The 19,621-nt window shown below is 35.6% G+C and carries 17 protein-coding genes; all 17 read right to left on the reverse strand.

The genetic code is table 11. From position 1 onward, the window contains the following. Window positions 1–88: 88 nt before the first annotated feature. The 17 genes from rimM to WMO14_RS01930 all read right to left on the reverse strand — a co-directional run bounded on the left by rimM (window position 89) and on the right by WMO14_RS01930 (window position 19,602). Window positions 89–604 (reverse strand): ribosome maturation factor RimM, encoded by a 516-nt coding sequence (gene rimM, locus WMO14_RS01850; RefSeq protein ID WP_349153169.1) that lies wholly within the window; start codon window positions 602–604, stop codon window positions 89–91. A 24-nt stretch (window positions 605–628) separates the two neighbouring features. Next, window positions 629–3,007, reverse strand: coding sequence for an ATP-binding protein (locus WMO14_RS01855; protein WP_090139971.1), 2,379 nt, complete (start codon window positions 3,005–3,007; stop codon window positions 629–631). Continuing rightward, a complete protein-coding gene (locus tag WMO14_RS01860) occupies window positions 3,004–4,113 on the reverse strand; it encodes a metallophosphoesterase family protein (protein ID WP_055306616.1) in 1,110 nt (369 codons plus the stop codon). The genes WMO14_RS01855 and WMO14_RS01860 overlap by 4 nt, the downstream gene beginning before the upstream one ends. A 217-nt stretch (window positions 4,114–4,330) precedes the next feature. Continuing rightward, window positions 4,331–4,561: a KH domain-containing protein gene (locus tag WMO14_RS01865; protein ID WP_022501723.1), complete on the reverse strand. Its 231-nt coding sequence runs from the start codon at window positions 4,559–4,561 to the stop codon at window positions 4,331–4,333. 21 nt (window positions 4,562–4,582) lie between these two features. After that, window positions 4,583–4,828 carry a 30S ribosomal protein S16 gene (rpsP, locus tag WMO14_RS01870; RefSeq protein WP_022501722.1) on the reverse strand — a complete coding sequence of 82 codons (246 nt, stop codon included), beginning with the start codon at window positions 4,826–4,828 and terminating at the stop codon, window positions 4,583–4,585. Window positions 4,829–4,863: 35 nt separating this feature from the next. Then, entirely contained in the window at window positions 4,864–6,219 is a 1,356-nt protein-coding gene (gene ffh / locus WMO14_RS01875; protein WP_055174800.1) for a signal recognition particle protein, read from the reverse strand. A 20-nt stretch (window positions 6,220–6,239) separates the two neighbouring features. Beyond that, on the reverse strand, window positions 6,240–6,584 hold the full coding sequence (ylxM, locus tag WMO14_RS01880; RefSeq protein WP_022501720.1) for a YlxM family DNA-binding protein: 345 nt from the start codon (window positions 6,582–6,584) through the stop codon (window positions 6,240–6,242). Between the two features lie 194 nt (window positions 6,585–6,778). Beyond that, window positions 6,779–8,764, reverse strand: a complete 1,986-nt coding sequence (locus tag WMO14_RS01885; protein WP_349153170.1) for a carbohydrate-binding domain-containing protein — start codon at window positions 8,762–8,764, stop codon at window positions 6,779–6,781. Between the two features lie 200 nt (window positions 8,765–8,964). After that, window positions 8,965–10,182 (reverse strand): threonine ammonia-lyase, encoded by a 1,218-nt coding sequence (gene ilvA, locus WMO14_RS01890; protein ID WP_055174806.1) that lies wholly within the window; start codon window positions 10,180–10,182, stop codon window positions 8,965–8,967. 116 nt (window positions 10,183–10,298) lie between these two features. Beyond that, window positions 10,299–11,234 carry a signal recognition particle-docking protein FtsY gene (gene ftsY / locus WMO14_RS01895; RefSeq protein ID WP_022501717.1) on the reverse strand — a complete coding sequence of 312 codons (936 nt, stop codon included), beginning with the start codon at window positions 11,232–11,234 and terminating at the stop codon, window positions 10,299–10,301. A gap of 1 nt (window position 11,235) precedes the next feature. Then, the gene (smc, locus tag WMO14_RS01900; protein ID WP_349153171.1) at window positions 11,236–14,814 is read right to left on the reverse strand and encodes a chromosome segregation protein SMC; all 3,579 of its coding nucleotides are present in this window, start codon (window positions 14,812–14,814) and stop codon (window positions 11,236–11,238) included. Window positions 14,815–14,830: 16 nt separating this feature from the next. Then, the gene (gene rnc, locus WMO14_RS01905) at window positions 14,831–15,541 is read right to left on the reverse strand and encodes a ribonuclease III (protein WP_349153172.1); all 711 of its coding nucleotides are present in this window, start codon (window positions 15,539–15,541) and stop codon (window positions 14,831–14,833) included. 235 nt (window positions 15,542–15,776) lie between these two features. Continuing rightward, the gene (gene acpP / locus WMO14_RS01910) at window positions 15,777–16,010 is read right to left on the reverse strand and encodes an acyl carrier protein (RefSeq protein ID WP_022501714.1); all 234 of its coding nucleotides are present in this window, start codon (window positions 16,008–16,010) and stop codon (window positions 15,777–15,779) included. A 197-nt stretch (window positions 16,011–16,207) separates the two neighbouring features. Further along, window positions 16,208–17,224 carry a phosphate acyltransferase PlsX gene (gene plsX / locus WMO14_RS01915; protein ID WP_055306619.1) on the reverse strand — a complete coding sequence of 339 codons (1,017 nt, stop codon included), beginning with the start codon at window positions 17,222–17,224 and terminating at the stop codon, window positions 16,208–16,210. Window positions 17,225–17,515: 291 nt separating this feature from the next. Beyond that, a complete protein-coding gene (rpmF, locus tag WMO14_RS01920) occupies window positions 17,516–17,695 on the reverse strand; it encodes a 50S ribosomal protein L32 (RefSeq protein ID WP_022501712.1) in 180 nt (59 codons plus the stop codon). 4 nt (window positions 17,696–17,699) lie between these two features. Next, a complete protein-coding gene (locus WMO14_RS01925) occupies window positions 17,700–18,224 on the reverse strand; it encodes a YceD family protein (RefSeq protein WP_022501711.1) in 525 nt (174 codons plus the stop codon). 178 nt (window positions 18,225–18,402) lie between these two features. After that, a complete protein-coding gene (locus tag WMO14_RS01930) occupies window positions 18,403–19,602 on the reverse strand; it encodes an acetate/propionate family kinase (RefSeq protein WP_055174816.1) in 1,200 nt (399 codons plus the stop codon). Window positions 19,603–19,621: the final 19 nt, after the last annotated feature.

The raw sequence follows: 19,621 nt of genomic DNA on the forward strand, positions 1-19,621 counted from the left end.
ATGTCAATTCATATTAACCCACTTGTGCTTATTGTAGCATATATATCTCAAAAGTAAAATATGTATTATATTATTAATCAATATACTGTTAATTAATATCAAGCAGTCCTTTTAATATATGAACTGTAACTGTCCTGTTAGTCATATCATGGCTTAATATACACTGGTCTATTACTGGCAGATAATATATTTTGCCTGTATCAGAAGTAACCTCGTATACGTTGTTAGCTCCTGTTTCAATTACGTCTGTCAGATTGCCTAATTCTTTACCCTCATCTGTAATTACACGAAGTCCTATTAAATCACATATAAAATATTCGCCTGGTTCACATTTTACTGCATTATCACGTGTTACGAGCAGATCACATTTTGTATAGATTTCAATATCATTAATGTTGTCAAATTCTTTAAATTTCACAATTACATACTGTTTAAAGAACTTTACTGACTGCACTGTAACATTGACATTGCCACGCTTGCCCGCTATTATACATTCCTTTAATTTCTTAAATCTGTCAGGGTCATCTGTTGTAGGGAATACCTTAACTTCCCCTCTTATTCCGTGTGTCGATGTTATAACACCAACTCTTAATAAATCTTGCATATACACCTCTTAAATCGTAATTATTCATTTCATAGTTCTGCTGTTATGACAGGTAAAATATAATATCTGATACTTCTTCGCAAGCTTTTCAATCAGCCTGTGTGCATTATTAATAGAAAATGTATCCATATTTACAAATGGATCGTCCAATATTATAAACGGTTTTTTATCTTTATACATTGAATCAATAAATGCAAAACGCATACATATTCCAGCCAAATCCTTACAGCCTGAACTTAAGAACCTAATCTCCCTGTACTGCCCAGCTTCATTCTTTAAAAGATTATTATGTATATCAAAACTATACATATTGCTGTCTGTATTATCAGACACAATATCAAAATACTCTTTAAACTTAGCATTTACAGGTGCCTGATACTTCTTTGCATATGAAATCCTTGCTTTTTCAAGATAATCTTTAGCTTTTAACAGATTATTATAGTTGGCAAGGAGTGTTTCATAGTCTGCTTCAAGTCCATTTAACTGACTCTCATACGAACTCAGCTCATCAAGCTCATTTTCCTTGGAATTAAGCCTGCTGTTATATTCGTTAATAGTATTACTGCACAATTCCATACCAGACCTTATATTATTAAGCTGTGCATTAAGTTCAGTAATATCATAATCAGGCATATCATCTAGTTCACGAAGCATACTTAACTGCTGTTCATAATTAACATTATTCTGCCTGAAACGCTTAAATGCATTGTCAGCATCCATATAAGACTTTCTGTACTGTTCAATATAATTAATCCGTTGTCTTATACTGTTAAGCTTTGATATACATTCATTAATAGCATTATCAAAGCCCTGAATATCAGGTATTGCGGTATGTTCCATATAATCAGACATAAATGTATTAATACTTCCAATTATAGCTGTTACATTATACTCTTTCAACCTTTTATTATATTTAAGTTCTCTGTCCCTAAGCATTGAAAGTTCTTTCTTCTGCTGGCTTAACTGCATAAGTTCATAATATGTATCATCAATATTATGTTCTGGCACTATCGCTGATATCCATTCATCAATATCGTGCTGAAGCTTGTTATACTGTTTAGTAAGAGTATCCAGCTTTTCTTTTATAATATCATATTGTTCATTACGGATATTATAGGTACGCATATTATTCTTGTATCGGTCTTTGTTAACAAGACCATAAGCAATACCTCCCATTATACATACAATACCAAGTAAAAAAGTAATAACTGCCAGCGAAGGAATTATAATACCTGCAGCAATTAATATAATTCCAATAATAGCTGCCGCAATAGTAATAGCAGGCGAAGATTTCTTCGGCTTATCATATACAGCTTCATAATTAGCAGTAAGGTGTGCTCTTGTATCTTTAATATCCTGATATAGTGAAGACATTTTATTATATGCTTTCATATAATAATCAATCTCTTTGTCTGTAACATTAGAAAGTTTCTCTTCAAGGCTGTCAAGACGTTCTTTTTCTGACGAACTCAACTCAATGTGCTTTAACTGGATGGATATTTTATTAAGCTCATCTAAGTTGCTGAACTGTATACTTAACTTTTCAACAGACGGAAGTTTGCTATATTCTTCCTCATACTGCTTATAAGCTGTATAGCGTTCTGCAAGCTGCGAATTATATATATCATATTGTTCTTTAAAGGCTAAAAGATCTTTCCGTCTGGAAGCTTTATCAAGAATATCTGAAACAGACGTCTGCTCTTTATCAAGCCTGTTATATTCCTTCTTCTGTTCAGTGATTAATGAAATTGTCTGTTGTAGTGCCTGTTCAAGCTCATTCTTTCCCATAAGCTTTGCCTTAAGCCGTTCAATATCCTCTTTCATCTTGTAAAGCTGCCCGGTCTTTCTTTTGGGACTAAGCGAATTAATCTTATCATTCATATGTCCGATTACTTCATCATAATTATTAACATCTACATCATCTACGGCGTCACAGCCAAGAAGTGCCGCTATATCGCCTGTACTGCCGCTTTCACAATTATTCTGAAAAATGTAAGCTGTTTTTTCAAAAGAATCACTGTCAATTTCAAATATCTCTTTACCAATATCAGAAGTATAATCAAATGAATCTAATTTCGTTATAGTATCTACAAGCTTAAAGGTATCGTCCTTATCTTTAGCTTCAAAGGTACGGTATATTGTATACTGCTTATTATCAATCTCAAATGCAAGACTTCCACCATATAAGCCGCCCTGCCAAGGCTTAAACCGCCTTTTTTCATTAACATAATCATCTCTTTTACTGGTGTTATCAAAACCAAAAAACATAACCTTGATAAATGCTGCAAGCGTACTTTTACCCCAGCCATTTTCTTCTACAATCTGATTAATGCCATCTTCAAATACATAGTCAAAATTATTAAATTGTCCAAAATTATCAATATGTAAACTGATTAATTTCATATAAATTCCTCTCCTGATAACGCATCAATGCCTATCTTTATTATTGAAGCTTTCGTAATATCATCAAGTGTATCGTCACTTTCTACCAGTCTTACAAACTCCCCTTTTAATGACTTGTCATACTGGTATGAGCTGTAATCTACTTTTATTGAAGTATGGTCATATAATTTAAAATAATAATAGTCATTCTTAAAATTCTCAGTAATATATGTAAGGTTCTTCTCTGCGTTAATATCAATCTGTCCTGTAAGCACAACTTTGATAAGGCTTGCAGACGCATAATCTTTCTTATAAAGAACCTCTCTTACTTTTTCTGCCATCTCTACTGAATTCATACATTCAGATATATCAACATCTTCTTCATACAAATTCCTGTAGGAAACACTGATAAATTCATTACCTACAAGCTTGTTATCCTTAATATCAAGAAGTACAAAACCGTGTTCACCACATTCATCAAAGCCTCGTCCTTCAAGGCATCCTGGATAACAATATACTCCCCTTGAATCAAGCTGTTCCATCTTGTATGAATGGATATGTCCCAGTGCGAGATAATCAATTGCCTTATTCTTAAGTTCCTTTAATGAAATTACCTCAGTCTTATCCTTTGACGATGACATAGCTTCCTGTCCGTGCAAAGTAACAATATTATAATTATTACTGTCAAGTACAAGTGAGTTATATATAACATTGGAATTATCTGCTGTTAATTCCACACCATTAATAGTAATTACTGAATTATCCTCTGGTGCTTCAATCTTATATGAAGTCCAGCTGTCATTAAACATCTTAATATTATCCGGTATTGTATCACAATCTATAAAAAGACTTTCTGCATCGTGATTACCTCTTAGATAATAAAATGTTATATCTGGATTGTTATTAATTGCAGACAGAAAAACATTTCTTGCATTAGCTGATATATTCTTCTTGTCATACAAATCCCCTGCAATAATAACAGCCTTCACAGAGTTATCTTTAGCATAAGCAATCATTCTCTCAAATGTAGCAAGAAGCTCAGCTTTTCTCTGCTTAGCCTGTTCCCTGCTTAGATTGCTTGTCATATTAGAATCAAGGTGCAAGTCTGCACAATGTATTATCTTCATAATGCTTCCCCACTTTTATCTTACTTAATTAATCTATATAATAATGCTGCAGCAATAATCTTATTATCCTGCGATTAATTATTTTATAATTATTGGCATTATATAATCATCAATTACATATATAATACACTATGTCGAACATATTTTCTATTGGTAAATATATACAAAATAAGCCATTATGCTTATACATTAAGCATAATGGCTCATTAACAGTGCATTAATTGTCTATCTCTACAATAACCTTTTTGTCGGTATTCGATGCGGCTGCAGATACAACAGCTCTAATAGACTTTGCAATTCTTCCGGATTTACCGATTACCTTACCAATATCTGAGGAAGCAACCTTTAAATTTACGATAATTGCTTTATCTTTCTGTGTTTCTGTTACTACAACCTCATCCGGATTATCAACTAGTGCTTTAGCGATAACTTCCACTAACTGTTTCATAGCTAAATACCTCCACTAGTCTTATTTTTCGATACCTGCCATCTTGAAAAGCTTTCCAACTACTTCTGTAGGCTGAGCTCCGTTTGATAACCACTTCTTAGCAAGTTCAGCATCAATGTTAAGCTTGCATGGATCGTAATTAGGATCATAAGTACCGATTTCTTCAATAAATCTACCATTTCTTGGAGATCTTGAATCTGCTACGATAATTCTATAGAAAGGAGACTTCTTCTCACCTAATCTCTTTAATCTGATCTTTACTGCCATTATTGTTTCACCTCCTGTAATTAATTATATCTATGTTAAAAAGGCAACTTAAAACGTCCCTTTTTAGCACCTTTCATCATACCAGGCATCTGTTTCATCATCTTCTTCATCTGCTCAAACTGTTTAACAAGCCTGTTTACTTCGCTGATATCAACACCAGCTCCTCGTGCTATTCTGTTCTTTCTTGATGGATTAAGAATATCTGGATTCTTACGTTCCTTAGCAGTCATAGAATGTATGATTGCTTCTGTACGCTTAAGATTAGCTTCTGCCTCATCTTCATCTGGCATCTGGATATTCTTCATATTACCGCCAAGTCCCATACCTGGAAGCATACTCATAATAGAACCTATACCACCCATATTACGAATCTGTCCCATATATTCAAGGAAATCGTCAAAATCAAATTCAGCTTTTTTAATCTTAGCTTCCATCTCTTTGGCTTTATCTGCATCAATCTGTGCCTCAGCCTTCTCAATGAGTGTAAGAACATCACCCATTCCAAGAATTCTTGATGCCATACGATCAGGATAGAACTGTTCAAGGTCTGACAGTTTCTCTCCCATACCAACATAAAGAATAGGCTTACCTGTGACAGCCTTAATTGAAAGTGCTGCACCACCTCTTGTATCACCATCTAACTTAGTAAGGATAACTCCGTCAATTCCAACCTTTTCATTAAATGAAGATGCTACATTTACCGCATCCTGTCCAGTCATAGAATCAACAACAAGAATAGTCTGGTCAACATTAACCTCACTCTTTATATTAATAAGCTCATCCATCATATTCTCATCAATATGAAGTCGTCCGGCTGTATCAAGAATTACTATGTTGTAATTATTCTCCTTGGCGTGTGCTATCGAAGCCTTAGCAATATCTACAGGGTTATGTCCTGTTCCCATAGAAAATACTTCAACGCCCTGCTTATTACCATTGATAGTAAGCTGTTCTATAGCTGCTGGTCTGTATACATCACAAGCTACGAGCAAAGGCTTCTTGCCCTTGGCTTTGAACTTTCCTGCAAGCTTGGCTGTAGTAGTTGTCTTACCAGCACCCTGAAGACCCGCCATCATAATGACAGTAATTTCATTCCCCGGCTTAATAGCAATCTCTGTTGTCTCAGAGCCCATAAGGGAAATCATCTCTTCATTAACTATCTTAATAACCATCTGTCCCGGTGTAAGACTTGACATAACATCCTGACCAATCGCACGTTCTTCTACTGACTTAATAAAGTTCTTAACAACCTTAAAATTAACATCAGCTTCTAACAGTGCCATCTTAACCTCTTTAAGTGCTGCCTTTACGTCAGCTTCAGAAAGGCGTCCTTTGCCGCGAAGATTCTTAAATATGTTTTGAAGTTTATCTGAAAGACTGTCAAATGCCATTATGTATCCTCCTAAAATGTTTAATAATCTTCGATAATTTCGTTAGACAGGTCTTTGATCTCTAATATCAGCTTCATATCTGGTGAAGCAATATAAGAATCAACAAGCTCGTCTATCTTGGTTACTTTGGCTTTAGTATCCATAAATTTCTCAATAAGATGAAGCTTAGACTCATATCCTTCTAATGTATTGGATACCCTCTTGATAAGGTCGTGAACACCCTGTCTTGATATATTATATTCATCAGCAATCTCACTTAAAGATAAATCGTTAAATACGGCATCTTCATATACATTGCGCTGATGTTCATTAAGCAGTTCGCCATAAAAATCATATAATAATGTCTGTTCTACAATACGTTCCACAACACACCTTAACTTTCTGGTTCAAATGATTTATAAGCCTTGAGTATAATATCATAGCAAATAAAAAGTGTCAAGCTTTTTTACTTGACACTTTTTAATATTTTTTGATTTAATTTTTAAACCACAAAACACCTTGGTTATTCATGTTAAAACATATTTACTATTTATCTGGTTATTTACTATTTATCCGGATATTACATTCTGTTATTCATCTGTGGTGCACTGCCATTAGAGCTTCCATTATTCATATTAGGCATATTACCACCATTGTTAGATGAATTGCCGCCCATTGATGGCATATCACCAGAGCTGTTTCCATTCATATCAGGTGCTCCATTGCCTGACATATCTGGCATTGAGCCGTTAGAATTACCATTCATACCATTATCTGATGAACCGTTATTAGGCATACCTGAGCCGCCATTGCCAGGCATATTCATTCCACCAGCTTTGCCAAGACCGCTTGAAACATTGCTTGTGACATCAGATGTAACTTCAATTGATAATGTAGTACTTCCTGCTGTAATGTCATAAGTATTACCTGTTGTTATCTTATCTGAATATACAATTGCTGCGGCATAAGCCTTTGATGGTGTATATGATAATATTTCATTGCCATTCGAGTCGCTTAATGTATACTTGCTGCCTCCACTTACAGATGTAAATGCAGTAACTATACAGGCTCCATTACTTGCACCTTTTGGAATTTCAAGCATTCCGCTTGAGCCAAATGCCATAACTGTTCCACCATTAATTGTACAACTGTCATCATAGTCAATTGCTGTATCGCCGTCCGAGGTTGGACCAAGTACAACGATATATCCACCATTTATTATAATGGAGCCATTGGCATCAAGTCCGTCACCGCTTGCATTTATCAAAAGATTACCGCCATTAATTGTTATACTTCCGTCAGATGAATTAATGCCATCATCACTTGAAACAACGCTTATATCTCCATCATTAATAACTATGTCATCAGCTTCAAGCCCTTCATAGCACTGTGTTATATTTATTGTTCCACCATTGACAGTAAGCAAGTCATCTGCATGTACTCCGTCATCACCTGTAGCTGCATTTATAGTACCACCATATATATATATTACTGAATTGCAATGTACAGAGTCATCATCAGAGTCTATTGTTATGTCTCCGTCATTGATTATAAGCATATTGCCAGCTTTAATACCTTTTCTGCTCTCAGCTGTATCATCTGTGGTAGTTGTTGTCTTATTGTTATTAAAACCAAAACCACCACGGCCCATATACATATTATCTGTATGCGTCTGTGTTGTATCAGCCGCACCATTATTAGTCTTTATATTAATAGTACCATCATTAATAACAAGTATATTTTCAGCCTGTATGCCATCATTAGAAGCCTTAATAGTTATATTACCGCCTTCAATGATAACATTTCCTTTAGTAGTGTCTGTATCATAAGTTGACTTAATCCCGTCTGAACCTGCATTAATATTAATATCACCCGCTACAATTCCGCATAGGTCTTTACCAATTATACCATCCTCAGTACTTGTTATGTTTAATGTACCAGATACGATAATGCAGTCATCTGTACTCTTAATACCATTGCGGTATCCAGCATTGACATTTAATGTACCATTTCCATTGATTATTAAATCCTCTTTAGAATATATAGCGGCTGAATAATCTTCTTCTGTAGATAAACGACTGCTGTCTGTAATTGTATTAGTTGTGTTATCGGCAAGTGTAAGTATAACTTTCTTGGCATCTAACACCTTAATTGGTGCTGTTGTTGTATTGCTTATAGAAGCATTATTAAGAATTAATCTTACAGTTCCCTTATCTGTCGCATTAACGATTATATTTCCTTCTGTTACATTTCCTGATATAACATATGTTCCTGCTTTAGTGATTGTAACTGTTGAACCTGATATTTCAACCGATGAACTATCAGAACTAATCTGGCTTCCAAGTGTAATATGTGAAGCTGATGAATCATCCCATGATGATACCTTATCTTCATCATCTAATTCGATTGATAAATCTGAATCCGCACTTGAGGCAAGTTCCTCGAGTGATACAATGCTCTGGCTCTCTGTTGTTGTATTGTTATTATGAGTATTAGAACAGCCTGTAAATACAGCCCCCATTAACATAGCTGCTATTGTTGCATATAATAATTTATTCTTTACCATATGAGTCATCTCCTTTGTTGTTTATGCGATTATCATAATGGCAAATAGTGGTTTAAATATGTAAATTGTGTGTAAAAAATGTGAAACCAGCCACAAAACTGATTTCACATCTATACTTGTATATTATATACATTTTATGTAAGCCTGTTAAAATAAAACTTTTATGTATCAGCGTAACATATCAGTGTCACTTTGATAAATTAGATATTAACCTTAACAAGACGTGGTCTTAAACCGTTCTTTTCAAGCTCAGATACAATCTGGTCTTTGTGTTCATGTCCGAAAGCTTCAATAGTTATTCTCAATTCAACTGTAGCCTTTCTGTTAATGCTTACAAACTGGTTATGATCAAGCTTGATTACATTACCATTAGCGTTGGCAATTATCTGTGCAACTCTTACAAGTTCACCCGGCTTATCTGGAAGAAGTACAGATACAGTAAATATTCTGCTTCTCTGAACAAGACCCTGCTGAACAACAGATGACATTGTTATTACGTCCATATTACCACCTGAAAGAATTGAAACAACCTTCTTATCTTTAACCTTAAGCTGTTTAAGTGCTGCAACTGTAAGAAGACCTGAGTTCTCTACTATCATTTTATGATTTTCAACCATATCAAGGAAAGATACAATTAAGTCTTCATCAGGAACTGTTATTATATCATCAAGATTCTTCTGAAGATATGGGAATACCTTTGTACCCGGGGTCTTAACTGCTGTACCATCAGCTATTGTGCTGACAGTTGGAAGTGTTGTAACCTTTCCATTCTTTAAAGAAGCCTGCAGACAATTAGCACCGGCTGGTTCAACACCGATTACTTTAATATTAGGATTAAGAAGCTTGGCAAGTGTAGATACACCTGTTGCAAGTCCGCCGCCGCCAACTGGAACGAGGATATAATCAACTGTTGGGAGTTCTTTAATAATCTCCATAGCAATTGAGCCCTGTCCTGTAGCAACATCAAGGTCATCAAATGGATGAACAAATGTAAGTCCCTTTTCTTCTGCTAACTTAAGAGCATATTCACAGGCTTCATCATATACATCTCCGTAAAGTACAACTTCAGCACCATAACCCTTAGTTCTGTTAACCTTTATAAGTGGTGTTGTTGTTGGCATAACAACAGTAGCCTTTACGCCATACTTCTTTGCCGCAAATGCAACACCCTGTGCGTGGTTACCAGCAGATGCTGTTATAAGACCTTTCTTTCTTGCCTCTTCTGACATTGTGCTTATCTTGTAATATGCACCTCTTACCTTGTAAGCACCTGTATACTGCATATTCTCAGGCTTAAGATATACTTTATTGCCTGTCTGGTTGCTGAAATATTCGCTGAATATAAGGTTAGTTGGTAATGTAGCTTCCTTTACTTTCTCAGCAGCTTCTTCAAATTTCTTTAAAGTTAATTCTTCCATTGTAAATCTACTCTCCTTTAGGTTACTTTATATTATTAAATCAATTATTAACAATAATATACACCATTAATCTAATTATCAATATAAAATATCATTAATTGAATTAAAATATTACATTAATCATCATCTTCTTCATTATCTGATGTATCAAATAATGCGTTGACAAATGTATCTGAGTCAAATTTTTGTAAATCCTTAACCTGCTCACCTACACCAATGTACTTAACAGGTATTCCAAATTCTGCCTGAATAGCAACGGCGATACCACCCTTAGCTGTTCCGTCCATCTTAGTAAGAATAATTCCTGTTATATTAGTTACATCATTGAATTCGCGTAGCTGTGAAAGTGCGTTCTGACCAGTTGTCGCATCAAGGACTATAAGATTTTCCCTATACGCATCAGCATACTCTCTTTCAATAACTCTGTCAATCTTGCGTAATTCTTCCATAAGATTTTTCTTATTCTGAAGCCTTCCGGCTGTATCACATAAAAGAACATCTGCGTGCCTTGCTTTTGCCGCTGCTATAGAATCATATATTACAGCCGCTGGGTCAGAGCCCTCATTCTGTGCAATTATATCTGCACCTACCCTGTTAGCCCATTCTGTAAGCTGTTCAATGGCAGCAGCCCTGAATGTATCAGCCGCAGCAAGGACAACCTTTTTGTTCTGCTCTTTTAAATGGCCTGCAAGCTTTCCTACAGAGGTAGTCTTTCCAACACCATTAACACCAATAAGCATAACAATTGACTTAGTATTCTCAAATTCATATGCATTGGGCCCAAGGTTCATCTTCTCTTTGATTGTATCAATCAATAACTGCTTGCAATCTTTAGGGTCTTTTATTTTATTCTCTTTAACCTTAGCCTTAAGGTCTTCAATAATCTCATCAGTTGCCCTGACACCAATATCTCCCATAATAAGAGTCTCTTCAAGTTCTTCGTAGAAATCATCATCAATTGAAGAAAAGCCATTAAATATATTATCAATGCCCGATACGATATTATCTCTGGTCTTTGTAAGACCTTCTTTAAGTTTACTAAAAAGTCCCATATTAACTCTTCCTTTCTTTAGGCTCATTCAGATCATTGGCAATAAGGTCTACAGAAACAAGAGTTGATACACCCTTCTCCTGCATAGTAATACCATATAATCTGTCTGCCGCAGCCATAGTTCCACGTCTGTGGGTAATTACAATAAACTGTGTATGCTTTGTAAGCTTATGAAGATAATTAGCATATCTTCCAACATTAGAATCATCAAGTGCAGCTTCAATTTCATCAAGAAGACAGAATGGTGATGGCTTTAAGTTCTGTATGGCAAATAATAACGCTATTGCTGTGAGAGCCTTTTCTCCACCTGATAACTGCATCATATTCTGAAGCTTCTTTCCTGGTGGCTGGGATACAATTATAATTCCTGCTTCAAGTATATCTTCATCTTCCACAAGTTCAATTGTACCACGTCCGCCGCCGAATAATTCCTTGAATACCTTATCAAATTCTACTTTTATCTCTTCAAATTTGGCAGTAAACTGTGTTCTCATTCCATTATCAAGTTCAGTTATAACCTTCATAAGTGACTGTTCAGCCTCAATCATATCATCGTGCTGTGTCTTTAAGAAAGTATAACGCCCACTGACTTCTTTATATTCTTCAATAGCATTAACATTTACATCACCAAGCTTCTTAATAGAAGCTTTAAGTATATTAATCTGCTTTCTTAAGTCATTAAGATTAGTTAATTCATCACTCTTTAATTCCAATGCATAGCTGTATGTAAGCTCATACTCATTCCACATATAATCAACAAGCGAATCATTAGATTCATCAAGCTTATCGTGCTGGTTATGAAGACGCATACTTTCTTTTTCAAGAAGGATAATCTGCTCATTAAGGGTTTCTCTTTTCTTAAAGAACTCCTTATGGCTTGCAGTAACCTTTTCTTTGTCAGCTTTAAGCTTAGCCAGCTTCTCGTTATTAGCTTCAAGCTCTTTAACTGTCTTTTCAATGCTATCCATAACATCAGTTATTTCCTGCTGTTTAGTCTTTATTAATTCTGCTGTCTGATTTATCTTATCGTTAATACTCTCTTTTTCATTATCAAGACTATTAATCTCATCAGAAAGTCTTTGAATATTTTCATTAATAAATGCAGCTTTCTGTTCAACTGATGAATGTGATATCTTTAAATTCTCAAGCTTAAGTGATACTGCCGCCTCATTCGCTTTCTTTTCTTCAAGCAGCTTATTAAGGTTCTCAATCTCTTTTCTTGAAGCCTCATTCTCGCTGTCAAGCACATTAAGACTTCCGCTTACCTGCTGTTTATTGCTGTTGACTTTTGATATTTCAGCATCTATGCCTGCCTGTTCATTTACTGCATTTGAATATCCATCAATTATCTCTTTTAACTTGTTATCAGCCTGCTTAAGAGTTACATCTAAAGTATTCTTCTTAATATGTATCTCTCTTTGCTGTTTATTTAACTGGTCAAGATTATCCCTGTTCTTACCGACTTCACTTCTAAGCTCCGATATAGAAGCTTTGGTTTCTGTTATTGTCTTGCTTATGCTTGAAACCTCTGTCTTAAGCTCTTCAATCTCTCTTCTTCGTCCAAGAAGGTTGCTTGAATTCTTAAAAGCACCACCAGTCATTGAACCGCCTGGATTAAGCTGCTCACCTTCAAGTGTTACAATTCTTAATGAATATTTATACTTTCTTGCAATTACCAGAGCATTTTCTATATTATCAACTACAAGAATACGGCCAAGCAGATACTTGGCAAGTCCTTCATATTCAAAAGACACTCTTACAAGATTGCTCGCAACTCCTACAACACCCTTTTCATTAATACAATTATCATTCTCTAATGTATTTCTTGAATGAATAGCATTGAGTGGTAAAAATGTTGCACGGCCAAGCTTATTTACTTTAAGGTAATTAATAAGCTCCTTAGCAGTATTCTCTTTATCAGTAACTATGTTCTGGATTGTTCCACCAAGTGCAGTTTCAATAGCAGTTTCATACTGCTTCTCTACTTTAATAATATCTGCGATAACACCAAGAATACCAGGGGTACTGTCCTTTAACTCCATTATCTTACGGATACTGTTGCCATATCCGTCATATCGTTCAGTTATATTAACTAAAGATTCAAGTCTTGACTTGCTTCTATGGTAATTCTGTGTAAGCTTGTCAAGTTCCTGTGTCTTCTCAGCTATTACACCCTTAATAGATGTTACATTGGCATTGCCTTCTGCAATAGAAGCATTGATACTGCTTATATTAACATCACATTCTTTTAACTGTGAAGTAATAGAAGCTATTACCTGTCTTTGTGCTGTTTCATCACTTTTTCCAGTTATTATCCTGCTGTTTAACTGCGATTTACGGATTTCAAGCTGTTCAAGCATTGTAATGAACTTCTGGTTCTCTGCTTTGATAGATGACTGTTCTGTCAGATTATCATATATAAGTGTCTGACGGTTCTCTATCTGTCCTGATATTCCGTCTATCTCAGCCTTTACAGCCTCAGCTTCCTCATTAATGGCATTAAGCTTTGTGTTATATTCATTAATCTCTGTATTAATCGCCTCTGCCTGCTTCTTTAATTCATTAATCGAAGCTGTCTTGGCAGTCTTATCCTTCTCAATGTCATTAATTCTCTCAGAATGAAGCTGCTTGTTGGCGTTAAATGTCTTAACCTGTTCCTCAAACAGATTAATCTCACCCTTGAACTTCTGGTTATCAAGCTCTAATGCAGAAGATACCTGATTAGTCTGCTCAATTGTAAGATTAAGCTCATTAAGCTGGTTCTCAGCCGCTTCATATTCTGCCTTAGTAGCATCATATTCATTTCTTGAGCCAGCCAGATCATTATCAGCAATCTCTATTTTATTATCAAGCTCAGCAATTTCTTTTCTTATACGGTCAGTTTCTAATAAAAATGCGTTGACATCATATTTTTTCAAATCTGACTTTAAATTAAGATATTCCTTTGCTTTCTCAGACTGTACCTGTAATGGGCCAACCTGCTTTTCAAGTTCTGATAAAATATCATTAACACGGACAAGATTATTTCTTTCATTATCAAGCTTCTTGATAGCCGCAGCTTTACGGCGTTTAAACTTAACAATACCTGCCGCCTCATCAAAAAGCTCCCTGCGTTCCTCAGGTTTACCACTAAGGATTTTATCAATCTGTCCCTGTCCGATAATTGAATAACCTTCTTTACCGATACCTGTATCATAGAACATCTCTGTTACATCTTTTAATCGGCAGGTATGTCCATTAATCTTGTATTCACTTTCCCCTGAACGGTATACTCTTCTTGATACCGTAACTTCATCATATTCAACAGGAAGTGCGTGGTCACTATTATCAAGTGTTATTGCAACATACGCAAAACCAACAGGTTTACGGTTCTGTGTTCCTGCAAATATGACATCTTCCATTTTCGCCCCACGAAGCTGCTTCGCACTTTGTTCACCAAGAACCCATCTTACAGCATCGGCGACATTACTTTTCCCAGAGCCATTAGGACCTACAATGCCTGTAATTCCGTTATGAAAGTCAAATACTATCTTATTGGCAAATGACTTAAAGCCCTGAACCTCTATACTCTTTAAATACATATATACAATTCCTTTGCTATTTTCTTATAGGAATTTCATATCCCTGCTTCTTTAATTCCACAAGTGCCTCATATGCCGCGTGCTGTTCAGCGTGCTTCTTGGTATGACCCTTGGCTGTAACGTGGAACATTCCATTGACCTTCGCACTTGCAATAAAGTCTTTATCGTGCTCTGGTCCTGATTCTCCTATAATCTCGTATACAACTTCCTTATGTGCCGCCTGTACGACTTCCTGTAAAATAGTTTTGCTATCATAAAAGAGTTGCTTGCTTTCCAAATCATTAAGAATAAATGATTTAACGAATTCTTTTGCATTAGCAAAACCACCATCCAGATATATTGCTCCTATTACCGCTTCACAGGCATCTGATACTATAGAATCTCTCTTTCTTCCGCCTGTTAATTCCTCACCTTTACCTAACATTATGAAATTATCAATTCCAATAGCTCTTGCACATATAGCAAGTGTAGGTTCACATACAATACTTGCACGAAGTCTTGTCATCTGGCCCTCATTCATATTGCTGTAATTCTTATAAATGTAATCACTTGATGTAAGTTCTAGAACCGCATCACCAAGGAACTCAAGTCTTTCATTATCTTTATACTTCTTAATCGTCTTCTCATTAGCATAAGAGCTGTGAGTAAGTGCATTTTTTAAAAGATTAATATCTTTAAACTGATAATTAATTTTATCCATTAACTCAGATAAATTCTTATTATACATTCAATCTCCAATCTGGTGTCAATCTTATAATTATGTCCAATTTATTCAAAAAAGAAAATACAGTCAGATAAAATCCTGCCAGATTACTTTATATGTAACAGGGAATTCTATCAAAATTTCCTGTTACATAAAAAAGCATTAATTTATCCGTGTAATATGCACACTTATAAATTAATGCTCTATTGACACATATTATAGACCCCTGCTATATCAACACCAATATTCTTTATATTAATTATTTAGCAAGTGCATTCTGAATCTGAGTTGCTGCATCTCCTACAGTAACAATATTCTCAATTGCATCGTCTGGAATCTGAATACCGAACTGGTCTTCAATCTCTGTTATAATCTGGAATACATCTAAAGAATCTGCCTTAAGGTCATCAACAAATGCTGATTCTTTAGTAATCTTATCCTCGCTTATATTAAGTACATCTGCAATAATTCTCTGTAACTTCTGAAATTCCATATAAATCCTCCATTCTGACCTGATATCTTAATTATATGAATATCAATATATATCAGGCGTTATACACAATTCTAAATCTGATATTCTTATTATAAATATAACATCTATTCTTGTATTACTATTATAAATATAATATCCGTTCTTGTACTACTTTTATAAATATAATGTACATCCTTGTACTACTATAAATATTATATCTATTCTTCTGTTAATTCCGGCATATGCGAAAGTGACTCAACAATCTGCTCATTAATATTGCTTTTTGAAAATGTCACGCATTGAAGAATTGAATTCTTTACCTCTTTAGCTTTGGCACTTCCGTGTGTCTTAACAACAAGACCATTAAGACCTATAAGTGGTGCTCCACCATACTCTGATGCATCCATAGTCTTAAGTGTACTCTTAATTGAGTCCTTAACAAGCATTGCTCCAATCTTTGACTTAAGATTAGAATAAAATGCACCCTTAATCTTTGATATAATTGTACCAGCAAGACCCTCGTAAAGCTTTAATATAACATTACCAACAAATGCATCACACACGATAACATCTGCACCGCTTCTTGGTATCTCTCTTGCTTCAATGCTTCCTATAAAGTTAATATCATCACACGCTTTAAGAAGTGGAAATGTCTCCTTAACAAGCTGGTTGCCTTTCTCCTCTTCAAGACCAACATTAACTATCGCTACTCTTGGCTTCTTAATCCCAAGACAGTTCTCCATATATATAGAACCCATCTTAGCCCACTGCACAAGAAAAGCTGGTCTGGCATCAACATTAGCCCCACTGTCAACTATCAGCACACAGCCTTTATCAGTAGGAACAATCGCACCTATTGGTGGTCTTTCAACGCCTGGAAGACGTCCAACAATAACCTGTCCACCAACTAATATAGCACCAGAACTTCCTGCTGATACGAAAGCATCAGCTTCTTTATTCTTAACCATATTAAGAGCCTTAACCAAAGATGAATCTTTCTTATGTCTTATAGCCATAACAGGTGGCTCACCTGTTTCTATAACCTCTGTAGCATTAACAACTTCTATCTGCTCTTTGCTATAAGTATATTTGGAAAGTTCGTTATTAACAACATCTTCTTTTCCAACAAGATATACAAAACATTCTTTGCTTGTATTTACGGCATCTACCGCACCTTTAACAATCTCGCCAGGGGCATTATCTCCACCCATAGCATCAAGTGCAACTTTTATCATAAATATACCATTCCTTATATAAATTATGCCTTTTAAATATACTACTAAAATGCTATTTATGCAAGCAAAGCTTAAAAGAAAGCATATGCTAAAAATGTATTTCACCTATATTCTTAATAAGGATCCAAAAAGAATATATCTATGAACAGGAACACCTTTGGTCTTAGCCGTATCCGTCCCACCATCCAGGCAGATTAGAAACTTTCATTTATTAGAAACGTACACGAAAGGCATAAAAAATGAGCCTGCCCTCTAAAGGACAGACTCATTAAATAAGTTACTCTATAGAAATTAGTCTACAGTAACGATTTCTTTCTTGTTGTATGAGCCACAAGACTTACATACTCTATGAGGCATCATTAATGCACCACACTTGCTGCACTTTACGAGATTAGGAGCGCTCATCTTCCAATTAGCTCTTCTCTTATCTCTTCTAGCCTTTGAAGATTTATTCTTAGGACAAATTGACATTCGGTTACACCTCCTTAAAATTCTTTAAAATATCTTTGAAAACAGACATTCTTGGATCCAGGATATCCCTGTCACAACCGCACTCTCCTTTGTTCAGATTCGCACCGCAAATCAGACAAATTCCTTTGCAGTCCTCCTTACATAAGGTCTTTCCCGGCATGGATATCAGTATTTCGCCGAAAACTAACTTGTCCACGTCGAGGTCGTATCCATCAATATAGTCTTTTTCTTCTTTTGCTTCTTCCTCGGATGCGTTATCATTAAAGTCAACAATCTCATCAACCGTATAGTCAACGCGTGTATCAACTGGCTCTAAGCATCTGTCACAAGGAATACTAAGGGTAACATAAGAATCAGCCTTAATAGAAAGCTTATTCTTACCTAGCTTCTTAATGATAACATCAACCGCAGGCTTATCAATTATATCATAATCAGAAGAACCTGTATTAAATGTATTCATCTCAATATCTGCTTTATAACTCTTCTCATCCTGTGAACCGGATAAAAGCTCTCTTAAATCAATTAGCATAATTGTCTCCAATTCATACTATATATAGTAAATAAGCATAACGCTTACCACACTTGGTCTATTATACGCACCTGATATTGGTTTGTCAATAACTAATTTAATATATTTAATCGCAATATATTAAACCGCACAATATATTCAATCGTAATATATTTAATCAATTAACATATGTCGTTAATTACTTTACAAGTGCTAATGTTTCTCTTGCAATAGCAAGTTCTTCATTTGTAGGAATTACGCAAAGCTTAACCTTTGATTCTGGTGTAGAGATGATGCCTTCAACACCGCAAGCCTTCTCAGAAGCTGCTTCATCAAGTTCAACTCCGAGGAATCCAAGATACTTGCATACCATTGGTCTTAACCAAGCTGCATTTTCACCAACACCAGCTGTAAATGTGATAGCATCAACACCATTCATAGCTGCTGTATAAGAACCGATGTACTTAGCTACTCTGTAAGCATAAGCTTCAAGTGTAACCTTAGCTACTTCATTACCTTCGTTAGCTGCTGCGTTAAGATCTCTAAAGTCAGAAGAAATACCACCTGACATACCAAGAACACCTGACTTCTTGTTAAGGATGTTAAGCATTTCACTTACTGTAAGATTCTCATGGTTGCAAAGGTATTCGATAATAGCTGGATCAAGATCACCTGAACGAGTACCCATAATAAGACCTTCAAGTGGAGTAAGACCCATAGATGTATCTACACACTTGCCACCGATAGAAGCTGAGATTGAAGCACCATTACCAAGGTGGCATACGATAACCTTAGCTGTCTTAGGGTCAAGGTCAGCAAACTTGATTGTTTCCTTTGATACAAAGCTGTGGCTTGTTCCGTGGAAACCGTATCTTCTTACGCCATACTTTTCATAGTATTCACGAGGAATAGCGTAAAGATAAGCCTTTGGCTCCATTGTTCCGCCAAATGCTGTATCCCATACAGCTACATTTGGCTTACCAGGCATAGCAGCTTCAACAGCTTCAATACCGATAAGGTTAGCTGGGTTATGAAGAGGTCCTAAATCGAAGCACTCTCTTACTACCTTCTTAACATCTTCTGTTACAAGACAAGACTCGATATACTTCTCACCTGCATGAAGTACTCTGTGACCTACAGCAGCAATTTCGTCTGTAGACTTGATCACACCGTGTTCTGCATCCATAAGAGCATCAAGTACAAGCTTAACAGCAATGTTGTGATCCTTCATAGGTGTTTCAACAACATACTTATCCTTTCCTGTTGGCTTATGTGTAAGGATAGAACCATCAATACCGATTCTTTCTACAAGACCCTTTGCGATAACGCTCTCATCTTCCATATTGATTAACTGATACTTAAGTGATGAGCTTCCGCAGTTTAATACTAAAATATTCATTCTTATTAATCTCCTATAA

The organism is Lachnospira rogosae (ex Hitch et al. 2025), assembly GCF_040096455.1.
GTDB classification, from domain to species: Bacteria; Bacillota; Clostridia; order Lachnospirales; family Lachnospiraceae; genus Lachnospira; species Lachnospira rogosae.